This is a genomic window from Edaphobacter sp. (genome assembly GCF_028283685.1).
Taxonomy (GTDB): domain Bacteria; phylum Acidobacteriota; class Terriglobia; order Terriglobales; family Acidobacteriaceae; genus Edaphobacter.
Genome location: NZ_JAPWKF010000001.1, coordinates 110,437 through 126,550 on the forward strand (window position 1 = coordinate 110,437; position 16,114 = coordinate 126,550).

At 59.1% G+C, this 16,114-nt stretch carries 12 protein-coding genes; 5 read left to right on the forward strand and 7 right to left on the reverse strand.

Features of this window, described 5'->3' with window-relative positions; all coding sequences use genetic code 11:
• Positions 1 to 47: 47 nt before the first annotated feature.
• From PW789_RS00420 to PW789_RS00445, 6 genes are all read right to left on the reverse strand, one after another.
• Complete coding sequence (locus PW789_RS00420; protein ID WP_299370117.1) at positions 48 to 470, reverse strand: EamA family transporter; 423 nt, start codon at positions 468 to 470, stop codon at positions 48 to 50.
• Positions 471 to 509: 39 nt separating this feature from the next.
• Complete coding sequence (locus PW789_RS00425; protein ID WP_299370119.1) at positions 510 to 947, reverse strand: CYCXC family (seleno)protein; 438 nt, start codon at positions 945 to 947, stop codon at positions 510 to 512.
• 390 nt (positions 948 to 1,337) lie between these two features.
• Positions 1,338 to 1,619, reverse strand: a complete 282-nt coding sequence (locus PW789_RS00430) for a 4a-hydroxytetrahydrobiopterin dehydratase (RefSeq protein ID WP_299370121.1) — start codon at positions 1,617 to 1,619, stop codon at positions 1,338 to 1,340.
• Between the two features lie 240 nt (positions 1,620 to 1,859).
• Positions 1,860 to 3,281, reverse strand: a complete 1,422-nt coding sequence (gene glmU, locus PW789_RS00435) for a bifunctional UDP-N-acetylglucosamine diphosphorylase/glucosamine-1-phosphate N-acetyltransferase GlmU (RefSeq protein WP_299371557.1) — start codon at positions 3,279 to 3,281, stop codon at positions 1,860 to 1,862.
• A gap of 50 nt (positions 3,282 to 3,331) precedes the next feature.
• Positions 3,332 to 4,831: a pitrilysin family protein gene (locus PW789_RS00440; protein WP_299370123.1), complete on the reverse strand. Its 1,500-nt coding sequence runs from the start codon at positions 4,829 to 4,831 to the stop codon at positions 3,332 to 3,334.
• Positions 4,828 to 6,363: a pitrilysin family protein gene (locus PW789_RS00445; protein ID WP_299370125.1), complete on the reverse strand. Its 1,536-nt coding sequence runs from the start codon at positions 6,361 to 6,363 to the stop codon at positions 4,828 to 4,830. Before PW789_RS00445 ends, PW789_RS00440 begins: the two co-directional genes overlap by 4 nt.
• Positions 6,364 to 6,649: 286 nt before the next feature.
• On the opposite strand from PW789_RS00445, the gene PW789_RS00450 reads away from it, so the two are divergent.
• Positions 6,650 to 7,825, forward strand: a complete 1,176-nt coding sequence (locus tag PW789_RS00450) for an ROK family transcriptional regulator (protein ID WP_299370127.1) — start codon at positions 6,650 to 6,652, stop codon at positions 7,823 to 7,825.
• 16 nt (positions 7,826 to 7,841) lie between these two features.
• A complete protein-coding gene (locus PW789_RS00455; protein ID WP_299370129.1) occupies positions 7,842 to 9,059 on the forward strand; it encodes a glycoside hydrolase family 88 protein in 1,218 nt (405 codons plus the stop codon).
• Positions 9,060 to 9,121: 62 nt separating this feature from the next.
• Here PW789_RS00455 and PW789_RS00460 read toward each other — a convergent pair whose 3' ends face one another.
• Entirely contained in the window at positions 9,122 to 10,309 is a 1,188-nt protein-coding gene (locus tag PW789_RS00460; protein ID WP_299370131.1) for an alginate lyase family protein, read from the reverse strand.
• Between the two features lie 185 nt (positions 10,310 to 10,494).
• On the opposite strand from PW789_RS00460, the gene PW789_RS00465 reads away from it, so the two are divergent.
• The 3 genes from PW789_RS00465 to PW789_RS00475 are packed head-to-tail and all read left to right on the forward strand — an operon-like array spanning position 10,495 to position 15,999.
• Positions 10,495 to 12,987, forward strand: a complete 2,493-nt coding sequence (locus tag PW789_RS00465) for a 3-hydroxyacyl-CoA dehydrogenase/enoyl-CoA hydratase family protein (protein ID WP_299370133.1) — start codon at positions 10,495 to 10,497, stop codon at positions 12,985 to 12,987.
• Between the two features lie 9 nt (positions 12,988 to 12,996).
• Complete coding sequence (locus tag PW789_RS00470; RefSeq protein WP_299370135.1) at positions 12,997 to 14,178, forward strand: acetyl-CoA C-acyltransferase; 1,182 nt, start codon at positions 12,997 to 12,999, stop codon at positions 14,176 to 14,178.
• A gap of 15 nt (positions 14,179 to 14,193) precedes the next feature.
• Positions 14,194 to 15,999: an acyl-CoA dehydrogenase family protein gene (locus PW789_RS00475; protein ID WP_299370137.1), complete on the forward strand. Its 1,806-nt coding sequence runs from the start codon at positions 14,194 to 14,196 to the stop codon at positions 15,997 to 15,999.
• The last annotated feature ends 115 nt before the right edge of the window (positions 16,000 to 16,114 follow it).

Consider the following 16,114-nt stretch of genomic DNA (forward strand, 5'->3'; position numbering starts at 1 on the left):
CCTGCAAAGAACTGTATTCATTATATCGCTATAGCTGGCGCAGCGGCTCAGCGAGCGAGCGCCAAGACCAAAGCGCCTGCTGCAATCATCGTGATGCCGCCGAGCTTCATCGGCGTCAGTCGTTCTCCAAGCAGAAGCCACGCACCCAGTGCCACCAGAACCACGCTCAGCTTATCGATCGGAGCCACGCTCGACGCCGGCCCCAGCTGTAGGGCTCGGAAGTAGCATAGCCAGGAGAGGCCGGTCGCTAAACCCGACAGAATCAGAAAGAGCCAATTGCGGCCGCTAAGAGCGCTCCAGCCACGATGCGCCTCAAATCCGATGGCAATCGCCCAGGTAAACACCACTACGACCGTTGTCCGAATAGCGGTCGCCAGGTTGGAATCAACACCGCTGACGCCCACCTTCGCCAGTAATGCGGTCGCTGCGGCAAAGATGGCCGAGAGAATAGACCAGTAGAGCCAGTTCATGAGGCCATCTTTGCGAGCAAGGGAAGGGAACGGATCTTTTTAGAGAGAAGCATTTTCGAGGTCGACGTCGATCCAGTCGCCATGAATGATGCCTGTCCGGATCTGCGCCGGTGTCTTGCCCTTTTTCGTCTGCTGATAGGCATAGACTGCCTCCTTCATGCAGGTCGAGCAGGCAGCCCCGTGTGTACCTTCAAAGCAGCTGTGCAGACTATTGTGCCCCATGGCTCGGTCGCAATGGCAGTAGCAAGGCTGTTGGTGAAGCACATTGGGGATCTTTGCCGCCATCTTATAAGCCGTGATCTGATATGAATTGGCGAAGTAGTCGCCCGTCAGTTGGCTGCCATTGAGGATCGGCGGGAGCGCCCTGGTCGGTGCTTTCGCGTTGTATGCCGGAATATCTGCAGCTGGATTGCTCCACTGCGCAGACGCGGCGATTGTAATAAGTCCCAGCGCAATGCATCCGATAATTCGCTTCATGAAGCCATCCTAAATAACCCGCGTATTTTGGGCAAAAAAAGGCGGCACGAACAGAGTTCGTGCCGGGAGGCCAGTGACGCAACTTGTATCAGCCGAGGTCTACTCGCTCAAGCTGAGAATCTTTCCGGGTGCCTTCATCCCCGTAAGAAAAATATACCACAATATGTATGAGTAAATGCAAAAATACATTCCTTCATATAACTTTCTGCGAGTCTCCTGATGGGATATGTGTGGATTGTGGATGCTATTTCATTATTTATGAATAACTTGGACGTGAGTTTTGGCTGCCTGAAATTTTCCGCCGGCCCCGAAATAATGTTTATTAGCGATTTCACTTTTTGGAAATCGCCAAATATGGATCTCCATTTGGCTGGAAAAATCCAAACTCGGTCACTCCGGAAGGCCATCTATCCTTGATGCCATCCGACTGTCCCGGGCTGTAATTCCGCCTGCGTCATGCGAAACAAGTGCCAGACGCACCTTGTTATAGCGGATATCGATATCGGGGTGATGATTGGCTGACTCTGCCTCGTCGGCAATGCGATTTACAAAGGCCACAGCCTGTTTGAAATTGAGGAACGTCCATTCGCGGATGAGTTGGCCATCTTGCAGATGCCACTTTGTCCCGGATTGAAGAAAGCTGCTGAGTTCCTGCTGTGTCAGAACGGACATGAAAATCCTCCTCACTCCGCATGCTAGAGCGGGAAGGGAGGCGCGGGCAAACTTGGCTGCCTATACAAACCTGGCTGATTATATTAGCGGATCGAATGCGATCGGCTGAATCGACTATAAGAATCTTTTCCTGCGACATCTGTCGACCAGGCTCCATGAGCGCAGGGGCGCATGGACACCATGGTTATCGGCAGATCGCGACAGAATTCCTTAGCTGAATCGGGGCGTCTATTCCCACAATCAATCTTTCCGCGCTTTACGCTGTGCGGCTTTCTGCTCCACCCAACCCGGCTTAACCGTCTGGCGTGCGCGACCCAGCGCAAGAGCGCCGGTAGGAACCGTCTCGGTAATGGTGCTGCCTGCCGCGACATAGGATCCCGACTCGATCGTGACTGGCGCTACAAGCGTCGAGTCCGAACCCACGAACACGTTATCGCCGATCGTCGTCTGGTGCTTGTTGACGCCGTCATAATTGCACGTGATGGCGCCTGCGCCAATATTGACGCCCTCGCCGATCACCGCATCGCCCAGGTAGTTCAGGTGATTCGCCTTCGAGCCCTTGCCGATCGTCACCTTCTTGGTCTCTACAAAGTTCCCGATGTGCGCCGCCTCGCCGATCCTGCTCTCCGGGCGCAGATGTGCATAGGGCCCAAGTACGGCATCGTCAGCGACAAACGCCGATCCCATAATGCAGCCGTTGCGAACCGTGACCCGTTCCCCAATCACCGTGTCCTCGATGACAGAGTAAGACCGGATACGGCAGTCGGAGCCGATCTTTGTCGAACCTAGCAGCTGCACGTGCGGCTCAATCACTGTGTCAGCCCCGATCTCAACCTCCGCATCGATCACACAGGTCTCCGGCTGGAAGATCGTCACGCCGGAGGCCATCAGCCTGCGCGCCGTGTTCAGTCGCATCGCAGCATCCAGGTGCATCATTTCAGCGATGGTGTTTGCGCCCAGAACCTCGTCGGCGCTGTCGGCTTTGACTGCAACCACGCGTTGGCCGTCTGCGACCATCATCGCGGCAACGTCTGTCAGATAGAACTCTCCATGCGCGTTGTTGGTATCAAGCAGATCCAGCTTTTCAAACAGGGCGGCCGTCTGGAAGCAATAGATTCCCGAGTTAATCTCAGGTGTAGCAAGCTGGTCAGGACGCAGTGACTTCTGCTCGACGATCGCCGTAACCTCCGGCTTGCCCGGATCGACACGCAGTACGCGTCCATAGCCGGTTGGATTCGGGGGCACCGCGGTCAGAATCGTCATCGCGGCTCGCTCCCGAAGATGAGTCTCGCGGATCAGCTCAATCGTCTCTGGCCGAATCAGTGGAACATCGCCCGAAAGCACCAGCAGGTTCTCGGGAATCGTCTGACCGGAGAGCGCGAAGTAGGCCTTCACCATCTGCAGCGCATGGCCGGTCCCGCGCTGTTCTTCCTGCATCACGAACTGCACGCCGGTCGGCGCGATAGCCGAGCGTACCCGCTCCGCCTCGTGGCCGATGATGCAGTAGATCTGCTCCGCTGGAACGATCTGCTGCGCTGCCGCAATAACGTGCAGCAGCAGGGAACGGCCCCCAATCTCATGCAGAACCTTGGGACGCTTGCTCTTCAGCCGGGTACCTTTACCGGCCGCCATGATTGCGATCGCGAAGCCTTGTGTATCCATCACAGGCTATCTTCTCATGCTGCGGGCCGCCTCATCGGCAGCCCGCAACCTTACTTGCCGCCCTTGGCCGGCGGAGGAGGAATGGTGATGTCGAGATCGGTCACCGTGCCCATCGTCGAGAGCGCAGGCTTGATCTCACCCTGGTTGCCCACGACCACGATCCCCAGCTTCGACGCGTCCACATACTTGTTCGCGACGCGAGCGACATCCTCTGCCGTCACCTTCTCGATGCCCGTCTTGTACTTCTCCAGGAAGTCCGAAGGGTAACCATAGAAGGCCAGCGTAACTTGCTCGTTCAGGATTTTGTCGGGCGAGTCGTAGTGAAAGATGAAGGCATTCAGCAGCTGGTCCTTCGCCTTGGCCAGTTCCGTCGCAGTCGGTGGAACAGTCTTCAGGCGGTTCACCTCATCCAGCATCGCCTTGGTGGCGGCGACAGTCGATGTGCTCTTCGTGCCGGCCTCGACATAGAAGATTCCTGGATGATCGTAGGAGGCGCTGAAGCTGCCGCCCACGTCATACGCAAGACCTAGCTTGGTGCGCACGTTCTGGACGATTCTCGATCCGAACCCACCGGAGAAGATCTCGTTCATCACCGAGAGGGCATAGTAGTCAGGATTCTTGCGCTCGGTACCGAGGCCGACGATCAGGATATTCGACTGGTTGACATCGTCCTTGTTGGCGAAGCGAACGCCTGGTGTCGGATCGGTAAACGTGAACTTCTGCTCCGCCATCACCTGGCCACGGGGCATGGGCTCGAAGGCTGCGCGCAGCTTCTGCTCCATAGCAGCTGCGTCGAAGTCGCCTGAGACGGAGACGATCATGCCATTCGGCACCGCCGTCTTGTCATGCCACGCCTTCAGGTCTTCGAGAGTGACTGCGTTGACCGTGGCATACTCCGTCTGGCGGGCAAACGGACTCGTCGGCCCATAGACAAGCTTGATGGCCTCGCGGATGGCGATACCGTCGGCGTCATCGTTACGGCGCGAGATAGATGTGTCGATCTGGCGCTTCGCGAGTGCCAGCTTGTCGGCCTTGAACTCGGGATGCTGCAGCAGGTCCATCGCTGAGGCAAAGACCGAATCGAAGTCGCCCTTAAAGCTCGACCAGCGCAGCGACGTGTTTGCCGCCCCGCCCGAGGTCTCAATGCGCGCAGCCTTCAGCTCGAGCTGGTCGTCCAGCTTGTCGCCGCTGATACTTGTTGTGCCGCTGGTGCGCCAGGCTTGTCCATACATGGCAACCAGGCCAACCTTGTCCGCAGGTTCGTCGCGATTGCCGCCACGAATCAGGATTGAGCCATCGATGAAGGGAAGCTCGTGGTCCTCTTGCAGAAAGATCACCATGCCGTTGGTCAGCTCAATGCGCTTAGGCTGTTCGGGTTTGAATGCATGTAGCGGCGGAATCGGAATCTTCTTCCAGGGCTGCGCAGTAGTGGCAGCCGTAGTCTTCGCTGGGGCGGCAGCAGCCTGAGCCCATATTGGCGTAGGTGCCAGAAACGTGGCAAACAATGCAGTCGAGACGGCAAACGAATAGCGAGTCATAGTGATCTTCACTCCGCACCTCCCTGGCTGGCCGGTGCAGGTTTGGCCGGAGCAACGTATTCAATACGCGCGCTGGTACGGTTGCCGTCGACGAAAACTTTGTTGGCGACGCGGCGGATATCCGTCTTTGTCACCGCGTTGATCTTGTCGAGATCGCGGAATAGCTGCCTCCAGTCGCCGTAGCGTGTCTGGTACTCGGCCAGCTGATGCGCCAGTCCGTCGTTATCCGCAAGACCGCGAAGCAGGTCAGCACGGGCACGGGTCTTGAAGCGCTCCAGCTCCTCGTCCGTCACGTCCTGGGTCTTCAGCTTGTCCAGCTCCTTGTGGATCGAGTCGCGAATCTCATCCGGTGTATGCCCCGGCAGGGGAACGGCGTAAAAGGCAAACAGCCCCGGATATTTATAGCCGGGAAAGCCGGAGAACCCTTCCGCTGTCGCAGCGATGCGCTGATCGCGTACCAGTGAGCGGTACAACCGCGCCGTGCGGCCATTGGAGAAGATATCGGTGATCGCGTCATAAACCGAGTCGTCTGGATCGCGATAGTCCGGCCGATGATAGCCCTCAATATAGAAGGGCTGAGTCGCCTCCTTGATGGTCACCGACTTCTCCGCAAACTGCGGCGGCTCAACTGTCGTCATCGGTGCGGGCTTCGGTCCGGCCGGAATCTTCGAGAAGTACTTCTCCAGCACCGGCATCGTCTCGGAAGCCTTCAGGTCGCCGACGACGGCGATCACCATGTTCGAGGGCACATAGTACTTCTTGTGAAACGCCTCGGCCTCGGTTGCTGATACTTGAGAGATCTCGCTCTCCCAGCCGACGCCAGAGCGCCCGTAGGGATGGGCGACGTAAGCTGTCGCCAGGAATTGCTCAACCATGCGGCCGATCGGGTTGGAGTCGATCCGCATGCGGCGCTCTTCCTGCACCACATCGCGCTCTTTGTAGAACTCACGCTGCACCGGCTGGCCGATTCGCTGGCTCTCCAGGTAGGCCCACAGCTCCAGTCGATTCGACGGCATCGACCAGAAGTACTGCGTCGAGTCTTCGCCGGTGGAAGCATTGATGCCGACCGCACCGTTTTGCTCGGCGATCTCGGAAAACTGGTTCGGAATCACATACTTCTCGGCAGCCTCCTGGGCATCCTCGAAGGCTTTCTTAAGAGCGGCAAGCTTCTGTGGGTCCTGGCCGACGCGCTTGCGAAACTCATCATCGTAGGCGGCGTAAGCCTGTTCGACCTTCGCGAGGGCAATTTTCTCCGCCGGATAGTTTGTCGTGCCGATCTCATGCGAGCCCTTGAAGGCCATGTGCTCAAACATGTGGGCCAGGCCGCTGTCGCCCTGGGGATCGTCCGCCGAACCGGCATCGACCAGCGTGTAGAAGCTGAAGACCGGAGCCTCCGGCCGCTCGCAGACGATCAGCGTAAGGCCATTCGGGAGGATCTTGACGTGGGTGCGTTTTTCAAAGCTCGCAAGGTCCTGTGCCGGTGCGATGGCACAGAGTGCGAAGCCGAGAGCGAGAGTTGCAGTCAGCACACGTCGAGCGCGCAAAAGGACTACCTCCAAAGGCACAACTGCCGGAAGCCTTACTATACCGGAGCCGGCCGTGTGTTTCCTGTTCGACGCAGCCCGCGGCCAAACGGCATGAGGGCAAATTCCTGACTCCGACCCGCGATCGCACCAACCCAAAGCGATTTAATTCAAAGCCACTACAAAGAGTTGATCCGGGGTGATATAAAGTCTGCCTCATTAGAAGTAAGTAATTGCTTGATTCCTATCGGAGAAGAGATAGCAAGGATGTCCGGGGTAAGGCGTCTGCGCTCGTTGGAAGAAAACAATGCCAACACCAGCAACGATGCATCCATTCACGTTTACGCGAAAGCTCAGCGCGTCGAATAAGACACCTCGCCAGATCAATCGCAACCTCGTCTTCAATCTCATTCGTACCCGCCAGCCCGTCTCTCGCGCAGACCTTGCGCGTATCTCAGGCTTGCAGCGCAGCACCATATCGCTCATCGTCGAAGATCTCATCAAGGAGCGATGGGTGCTGGATGGCGCCACCGGCAAGCTCCCCCGCGGCCGTCACCCGACGTTTCTGGAGCTCAACCACCAACGTGCCGTCATCGCGCTCGACATCCATCCCGCCCAGACCACCATCGCTGTAACGGATCTCGGCGGCAGGATCGTCGCACAGAATGTCGTTGCCCTCACCGACGACCCCAACAAGGCAATCGGACAGATTGTCACCGCCATCCGCAAGGTGATCGCGACCCATTCCGACAAGTCCTTCGATGGCATCGGAATCAGCCTTCCCGGGCGTGCCGACCCGCAGCATCAGCGTGCCATCTTTGCACCCAACCTCAACTGGCCTGTGCAAAGCATCCAGTCCCGCATTCATCGCGCCACCGGCCTGCGCGTCGAGATGGACAACGTCGCCAACGCCTGCGCCCTCTCTGAGGTCTGGTTCGGCGACAGCGACGGACTCGAAGATCTCGTCGTCGTCAACGTCTCCGAGGGCATCGGAACCGGCATCTTCTCCAATGGCCGTCTACTGCGCGGGGCCAATGGCATGGCTGGAGAGTTCGGGCATATCGAGATGGTGCACGACGGCCTGCCCTGCGGCTGCGGCGGCCGCGGATGCTGGGAAACCGTCGCCTCCAACAGCGCAGGCCTGCGCTACTACCAGGAGATCAGCGGTAAACGCCCCCCGGCCAGCTTCGCCGCCCTCCTCAAGATGGCTCAAAATGATGATCGCTTCGCCGTCGAGGCTCTGGACCGCATGTCTCTCCACCTCGGTCGCGGTCTGCGCATGATAGTCTCTGCTCTCGCGCCCAACGAGATCGTTATCGTAGGAGACATTACAAGTGCCTGGCATCTCTTCGGTCCTCGAATCGAAGAAGAGCTCAGGCGTAACGCAATCGGAAAGGCGCCGCGTCTGCGCCCTTCCTTTGACGGGAATACCTCGCGTCTGCGCAGCGCAGTCGCCCTGGTCATGAATCAAGGTCTGGCTTGAAGGAAAGGAATACAGAATGTCATTGAAGCACTCTTACGATTTGCGCTCCGGACTCTTTCGCGCAGGAGCGATCGGCGTCATTGCGCTGGCAACCACGACAGGCTTTCTATCGACTGCAGTGGCTCAGACAAAGCCCGCCGCAGTCCCGATCGATTCTAAGTCCTCCGGTGATTCTCCGGACGATCCTGGCCCGCTGGCAACGGATCTCTCACCCGCACTGAAGCCCAAAGCCATCCAGGCCGTAGTAAAAAAAGTGGGCGACTGGCAGATCAAGGTTGGTGAATCGCACTTTAATCGCCTCTGGACCTACGCTGCGCTCTACGATGGTCTGATCGCCGCGTCCAAGACGACTGGTGACCCCGTCTACAGTAATGCCGTACAGAAGTTCTCGGAGCAGGAGAAGTGGCAACTCATTCAGGACCGCTTTCCGCACGCCGACGACCAGGCACTAGGCAAGGCTTACATGGATCTCTACCTCTCCGATCCTAAGAGCTCACGTAAGCCGGAGCGCATGGCCGATACCAAGGAGACGATGGACCGCCTCGTCGTTCGCCCAGACGATCCTCAGAAGTTGCTCTGGTGGTGGTGCGATGCGCTCTATATGGCTCCCCCTGTGCTGTCGAGGATGTATCTCGCCACCGGCGATAAGAAGTATCTCGACTACATGGACCACGAGTGGTGGCAGACCTCTGATCTCCTCTATAACAAGCAGGACCATCTCTATTTTCGGGATGCACGCTACCTGACCCAGAAGCAGGACAACGGCAAAAATCTCTACTGGTCGCGCGGCAACGGATGGGTGCTTGGAGGCCTGGTCAAGGTCCTTGAGATCATGCCCAAAAACTATCCTGCCCGCGCAAAGTATGTGGAGCAGTTCAAGCAGATGGCTGAAGAGGTGAAGTCCATTCAGGGCGAAGACGGCCTATGGCGCTCGGGGCTTCTCGATCCCGGTGCCTACGATCTGCCTGAGGTCTCAGGTTCGGCATTCTTTACATATGCCATCGCCTACGGCATCAACGAACACATCCTCGACCGCAAAACCTATCTCCCCGTCATCGAGAAGTCCTGGGCAGGGATGCTGAAGCACATCTATGCCGACGGACGCCTAGGCTCCATTCAGCCAGTCGACGGTCAACCCGGCAAGTTCAAGCCCTCCTCCAGCCATGTCTATGGCGTTGGCGGCTTCCTGATGGCCGGCTACGAGCTGAACCGCCTCGCTGGCGGCAAAAAGTAACTCGCCGCTGCACGATCCTTACACAAAAGCGCTGCCTGCCATGACAGGCAGCGCTTTTGTCTTTAGCTGATCCATAGAAGAGGCTGCCGGATAGGGAAGTTGCGAATCACCTCCGGTACAGCTGGGTCGGGATTCAGGCGCTTCCACAATTCCAGGTAGCCCGCCTGATCGTAGGCTATCCCCGCAAACAGCAACGCCGGATTACGCACCGGAAGATCCTCCCAGTGCTCGACATCATGCGCGTAAGGCCATCTCTCCTTGTCCGCGATAAACGGCGTCATGAACTCCATCATCTTGCGCAGTCCACGGCCATCTGGAGTGGAGAAGCTCCACAAGCTGTCCCCGCGAGTCGCGGTGCTCTGCGCAATCGCGCACAACACATCCATATCGAAGAGGGAATAGCTGTACGGCTTCGTCCGCGCCAGCTCCAGTGGCAGGCTTCCGTCCGGGGCAATCTGCTTTGGAACCAGCACCGTGCGAAATCTCTCCCGGCACCACTGCACCACCTCGTCACTGCCGGTAAAGCGGGCGAACTCCGCCGCCTGCAGTACCCAGCAGGTGCCGTGGTTGTTCTCTGCATCGCGCTCCTCCTGGCCATTCTTTGAGGTCCGCATCCACTCCAGGTAATCCGCAAACCAACGTCGGACCTCACGGCTGTTATTCAAAGCACTGGCATTTGCCAGCAGTGTTGCAGCTCGCGCTACCTCGACCAGGTGCAGCGTGTCGATAATCCCGATGCCTCGCCCTTTACTCACCCCAAAGATCGCCTGCGCATACTCCAGGTTCGGATTCATCCGTGTTGCTGCGGTAACGAACCATGCGTCCAGATGCTTCCCGGCATGATCCGCATACTTCTTCTGGTGCGTCAGCAGCCACGCCGCCGTCAGAGCAGGCACAATCTGGCTCAACCGGATCATCGCCTCTCGGTGTGCATTGAAGTTCGCCGGATTCGAAAAGCCGTCTCGGCGTACGTATGGTCCCTGCGGATTCTTCGGGTCGGGCCACCAGTAGTCGCCTTCCGAATAGAAGTCATGCACGCCACCCGGGCTGCGATCGCTGTGCATGGCGGTTATGGTCGCCGGCGGCTCGCCAAGATAATGGTCGGCTGCTCGTAAAATCCGCTCGTGGTCCGTCGCTGCCACCAGCGGGTATTCCCCCCGCATGCTCTCGCCGAAGACCGTACCGGCGGTACTACATGATGCCAGGCCAGCTGCATACCAGCAGAACTGTCTTCGAGAGAACCGCCGCATCAGTAACATCCCTTCTATACCGCCGTCCGCCGTCAATTTGGCAGTGACGGCCATCATACTGCGGCCATACCTTGGATAGAGCTGGACATATCTCGCCAGAAATTAATAAGCAGCGTTGACGAAATGAATGATCATTCAGTATGCTTGCGCACGGTTGAGCTTCGCTGTCGGAGGACGCGATCGTCATGAAGCAAGGGGGCAGCTCTCCCGCTCGTCCGGACATCCGCAAAGTGGCAGTCCTCGGCGCGGGAACCATGGGGTCACGCATCGCGGCGCACATCGCGAACGCCGGCTTGCCGGTGATTCTCCTCGATATCGTTCCGCCGGGTCTTGCCGCCGACGCTCCTCTGCGTGATCGCTCCCGATTCGCCATCGCGGCCATTGAAGCCCTGAAAAATACGAAGCCGCCAGCGTTCTACTCCATCGATGCCGCACGGTTGCTGACACCTGGAAACTTCGACGATGACATAGCTCTGATCGCGGATTGCGACTGGATCATCGAAGCTGTCTCCGAAGATCTGGCGGTAAAACACGCTCTCTACGGCCGGCTGCTGGTACAGAAGCGGCCCGGCTCTATCCTCACCAGCAATACCAGCGGTCTGCCCATCACCTCTCTGGCGTCTGCCCTTCCAGCGGCAGAGCGGGCAAGCTTCTTCGGCACGCACTTCTTCAATCCACCCCGCTATATGCGGCTGGTCGAGATCATCCCGCTCGCCGAGACCAGCACCGAGGCCGTAGCTGCCGTCTCCGACTTCTGTGACCGGCGTCTGGGCAAGACCGTCGTCACGTCTCGCGACACGCCAAACTTCATCGCCAACCGCATCGGTACATTCTCCATCGCAAATGCGATCCGCCTGATGCAATTGCAAGGGCTCACCGTCGAAGAGGTCGACGTCCTCACCGGCTCTGCCTTGGGCTGGCCAAAGACCGGCACCTTCCGTCTGGCGGATATGGTCGGCATCGACGTATTGGTCCACGTGGCGCGTAACTTCGAGGCCAAAGCCGAGTCCATCGGCGACGAGCGTTCCGACCTCCGCCTGCCGTCTTTTCTCGACACGATGCTTGAACGCAAATGGCTCGGCGACAAGACTGGTCAGGGCTTCTATAAAAAAGAGGGTCGTGACGCCGACGGTCGCGATCTCCGTCAGGCGCTCGACTGGCAGACCACGGAATACCGTCCTGCCACCCGGCCGAAGTTCCCATCTCTGGAGATGGCAAAGACCATCGATAGTACTTCGTCCCGCATCGCACAACTGCTTCAGGCAGACCACCGTAGCGACCGTGTTGCTGCATTTTACTGGCCTCTGCTGACCGAACTCTTCACCTACGCGGCCAATCGTGTCTCCGGGCAGGCCAGCGAACCTGCAGCAAGTATCGTTGAGATCGACCGCGCCATGCGGGCCGGCTTCAACTGGGAGCTCGGCCCATTCGAGATCTTCGATGCCGTCGGTGTTCGTCCCGTGACTGAGAAGATGCGGGCCGTTGGTCTTCCCATAGCGTCCAACGTCGAAAGACTCCTCGCTTGGGGCGATGCTAACCGTGAGCCCGAGCCATGCTGGTACAAGGATGACCCCTCGTTGCCGGGCAATCTCCTCTACTTCGATCCCCAAAGCAACGGATATCGCCCCGTTTCAACTCCCGCCGGGACGGCATCCGTTGCGCAGTATAAAAAGTCCAATGGCGTTGTGAAGAAGAACTCCGGTGCCTCCGTCGTCGACATCGGAGACGGAGTCGCTGCCATCGAACTGCACTCGAAGATGAATGCTCTGGGAGGAGATATCGTCTCCCTGATCACGCAGACGCTCAAGCCCTCCAGCGAGCAGTCAGCCTCGTTTGCGGCGTTTGTCATCACCGGCGACTCTGGAAACTTCTCTGTTGGCGCCAATCTCATGCAGTTGCTGCTGGCGGTGCAGGATGGTGAGTGGGACGAAGTCGACCTGATGGTGCGATCGTTCCAGAACATGACCCAGGCCATAAAGTTTTCGACGCGGCCCGTCGTAGTAGCGCCCTATGGCATGTGCCTCGGTGGCGGCGTCGAAATCAGCCTCCACGCCGCCGCGCGTCAGGCTCATGCCGAGCTGTACATGGGGCTGGTCGAGGCTGGCGTAGGGCTCATCCCCGGTGGTGGCGGCTGCAAGGAGATGCTCCTGCGTTCCATCGAATCAGGAACCAGCATCCGGCCCGATGCCCGAGGAGAGAGCGTCGAGATCTTCGAAGCCATCAAGAAGAACTTCGAGACCCTCGCAAAAGCCATTGTCTCCACCAGCGCGCAGGATGCGAAGCGACTCGGTTTTCTGCGCCCTGCCGACGGAATCACGATCAACCGCGACCGTCTTCTGCTGGATGCCAAACGGCAGGCGTTGGCACTGGCGGACGCAGGATACGTTGTTCCTACGCCGCGCCGCGACCTGCCTGCGCCCGGCGAGTCGGTGCGAGCCACCCTGAAGCTCGCAGTCTGGACGATGTATGAAGGCGGTTACATCTCCGAGCATGACGCCAAAGTTGCCAACTGGATCGCCCACGTTCTCGCCGGAGGAGTCGTCGCCCCCGGAACCCCAATCACGGAACAGTATCTCCTCGATCTGGAGCGGGAGGCATTCCTCTCCCTCTGTGGCGAGCGCAAGACGCAGGAGCGCATTGCCTTCACCCTGAAGACGGGCAAGCCGTTACGGAACTAGAGGAATCCCATGCGAGACGTCGTCATTGCATCCGCTGTTCGAACTCCGGTCGGAAAAGCGCCCCGAGGCACCCTGCGTACCACGCGGCCCGATGATCTCGCGGCAACCGCCATCCGTGGAGTTCTCGAACGTCTCCCGCAGCTGGACCGCTCAGAGATCGAGGATGTCATCCTAGGCTGCGCCATGCCCGAAGCAGAGCAGGGAATGAACGTTGCTCGCGTCGCCAGCTTTCGCGCCGGTCTCCCCGTGACAGCCTCTGCCATGACCATCAACCGCTACTGCGCCTCCGGATTGCAGTCGATTGCCCTTGCCGCCGATCGCATTCGCGCAGGCTCTGCCGAGGTCATCCTCGCAGGTGGCACGGAGAGCATGTCCTACGTCCCCTTCGGCGGCAACAAGATCTCAGTGAATCCATGGCTGGTCGATCACTATCCCGGCTCGTATATGTCCATGGGGCTTACCGCGGAGCGAGTCGCCACGCATTACGGCATCGAGCGCGAAGCCATGGACGCCTTTGCGCTCGCAAGCCACCGGAAGGCCATCGCCGCCATCGCCGCAGGCCGCTTCGCGGACGAGATCGTCCCTGTCCACGTCTTCGGAACCACTCTCGACACAAAGAACAAGGCGCAGACAATCGACAAGATCTTCCAAATGGATGAAGGCCCGCGCGCCGACACCTCCATCGAGGCTCTCAACAAACTGAAGCCCGTCTTTCATGCGAAGGGAACCGTGACGGCAGGGAACTCGTCGCAGACCTCCGACGGCGCAGCTGCCGCCGTCATCATGTCCGCCGAACGTGCTGCCCAGCTTGGCATTCACCCCCTGGCAAAGTTCGTCGCCTTCGCCTATGCCGGATGCGATCCCGAGGAGATGGGCATAGGTCCCATCCATGCCATTCCCAAAGTGCTTGCCATGGCCGGTCTTACGCTTGATCAGATCGATCTTATTGAACTCAATGAGGCCTTTGCCGCGCAGTCACTGGCTGTAATCAAAGTCCTTGGCCTCGATCCTGCGAAGGTGAACGTAAACGGCGGAGCCATCGCTCTTGGCCATCCCCTCGGCTGTACCGGCGCCAAGCTGACCGCCACGATCCTGCGTGAAATGCCCCGTCGCAAGGCTCGTTACGGCATGGTGACCATGTGTGTCGGTGGGGGCATGGGAGCGGCAGGAATCTTCGAGGCAATCGACTAAAGCGAGGCAACACGTATGGCAACGGCGACCGTTTCAACCAGCAACAGAATCGTACCCGGCGGCAGCTTTCTTATCGCTGCAGCCGAATCCGCAGACTGCTTCTTCCCCGAAGATTTCACCGAAGAGCATCGCCAGATTGCGCGCACCGCCTCCGACTTCGCCACCAACGAAGTGGTGCCTCTGTCTGACCGCATCGAAGCCAAGGAGTTCGACGTCACGCGCCGCCTGATCCGCAAGGCCAGCGAACTCGGACTTACCTCGGTCGATATCCCGGAGGAGTACGGCGGCCTCGAGATGGACAAGATGGCCTCCGCGATCATCGCCGACAATATCGCCAAGCAGGGCAGCTTCTCCGTTGCCTTCTCCGCGCACACCGGCATCGGCACGCTGCCCATCGTCTGGTATGGCACCGAAGACCAGAAAAAAAGTTATCTTCCCCGTCTCGCCAGCGGCGCATGGATCGCCGCCTACGCTCTCTCCGAGTCGACCTCCGGCTCCGACGCCCTCAGCGCCCGCACCCGTGCCGTTCTCTCCGATGATGGAAGCTCCTACATCCTCAACGGCGAAAAGATGTGGATCAGCAACGCCGGATTCGCCGACCTCTTCACCATCTTCGCTCGCTGCCGCGTTCCCGAAGGCAAAGACGCCGGCAAAGAGAGGCTGACGGCCTTCCTCGTCGAGCGCGGCACGCCCGGCTTCACTATCGGTAAGGAGGAGCATAAGCTCGGCATCCGCGGCAGCTCTACCTGCCCGCTGATCTTCGCCGACTGCAGAATCCCTGCGCAGAACCTCCTCGGCGAAGTCGGCAAAGGCCACCACATCGCCTTCAACATCCTCAACGTCGGCCGCTACAAGCTGGGGAACGCCGCGGTGGGGGCGGCGCGCACTACGATCGGCCACGGCATTCGCTATGCGCTCGAGCGCAAGGCCTTCGGCAAATCCATCGCCGACTTCGGCCTCATCCAGGAGAAGCTGGCCGACTGTGCCGTTGGAGTCTTCGTCGGCGAAGCTCTCAGCTACCGCGTCGTCGGCATGATCGACGCTGCACTCGCCACCGTCGATCGGCACGACCCTGCGGCAATCCAGAAGGCGATCGAGGACTATGCTGTCGAATGCTCTATCGTGAAGGTCTGGACCTCCGAGATGCTCGATCACGTTGTCGACGATGTCGTGCAGATCTACGGCGGCTATGGCTATGTCGAGGAATACCCGGCCGAGCGCGCCTATCGCGACTCCCGAGTCAATCGCATCTTCGAAGGCACCAACGAGATCAACCGCCTCATCATCACCGGCTGGCTGATGAAGGCGGCTCTCTCCGGCCGCCTCGCGCTGATGCCCGCAATCAAACAGTTAATGGATGAGGTCATGGAAGGCCCCGTTCCGGAAGAGGAGCAGGACGGCCCGCTTGCCGCTGAATTCGCCATCCTCGGCAAGGCCCGGAAGCTAACGCTCTTTGCCGCGGGCGTCGCCTCGCAGCGTTACCAGCAACAACTCGCCGAGCAGCAGGAGATCATGGGCTCCATCGCCGACATGGCGATCGAACTCTTCGCTATGGAATCGGCGATCCTGCGCGCGTCGAAGATGTCGGCCAGAACTACCGCCGAGATTCCCATCGCCATGGCTCGGCTTTACACCTCCGCCGCCATGGAAAAGATCGAGCTGGCCGGTCGCCGGATCGTGGCCGCTGTCGCCGAAGGAGATATGCTGCGCACTCACTCAGCCATCCTGCGCAGACTGGCAAAGTATGAACTGATCGACACCATCGCTCTGCGGCGCACCGTCGCCCGTCATCTGACCGCGGCAGGGAAATACACCCTTTAGCTCCTGTCGGCAACCATTCCCGAAATGGATGCTGTCGGCTGCTGCTGTCATGTGCCTCGCCGTCATCTCCGGCTCTCCGGGGCTTTGATAATTTCATGTGTTCAGCTGCGTCTCG

Coding starts and splice junctions, on each gene's coding strand:
- PW789_RS00420 (WP_299370117.1), bottom strand. CDS start 470: ATGAACTGGCTCTACTGGTCTATTCTCTCGGCCATCTTTGCCGCAGCG.
- PW789_RS00425 (WP_299370119.1), bottom strand. CDS start 947: ATGAAGCGAATTATCGGATGCATTGCGCTGGGACTTATTACAATCGCC.
- PW789_RS00430 (WP_299370121.1), bottom strand. CDS start 1,619: ATGTCCGTTCTGACACAGCAGGAACTCAGCAGCTTTCTTCAATCCGGG.
- glmU (WP_299371557.1), bottom strand. CDS start 3,281: ATGGATACACAAGGCTTCGCGATCGCAATCATGGCGGCCGGTAAAGGT.
- PW789_RS00450 (WP_299370127.1), top strand. CDS start 6,650: ATGCCAACACCAGCAACGATGCATCCATTCACGTTTACGCGAAAGCTC.
- PW789_RS00455 (WP_299370129.1), top strand. CDS start 7,842: ATGTCATTGAAGCACTCTTACGATTTGCGCTCCGGACTCTTTCGCGCA.
- PW789_RS00460 (WP_299370131.1), bottom strand. CDS start 10,309: ATGCGGCGGTTCTCTCGAAGACAGTTCTGCTGGTATGCAGCTGGCCTG.
- PW789_RS00465 (WP_299370133.1), top strand. CDS start 10,495: ATGAAGCAAGGGGGCAGCTCTCCCGCTCGTCCGGACATCCGCAAAGTG.
- PW789_RS00470 (WP_299370135.1), top strand. CDS start 12,997: ATGCGAGACGTCGTCATTGCATCCGCTGTTCGAACTCCGGTCGGAAAA.
- PW789_RS00475 (WP_299370137.1), top strand. CDS start 14,194: ATGGCAACGGCGACCGTTTCAACCAGCAACAGAATCGTACCCGGCGGC.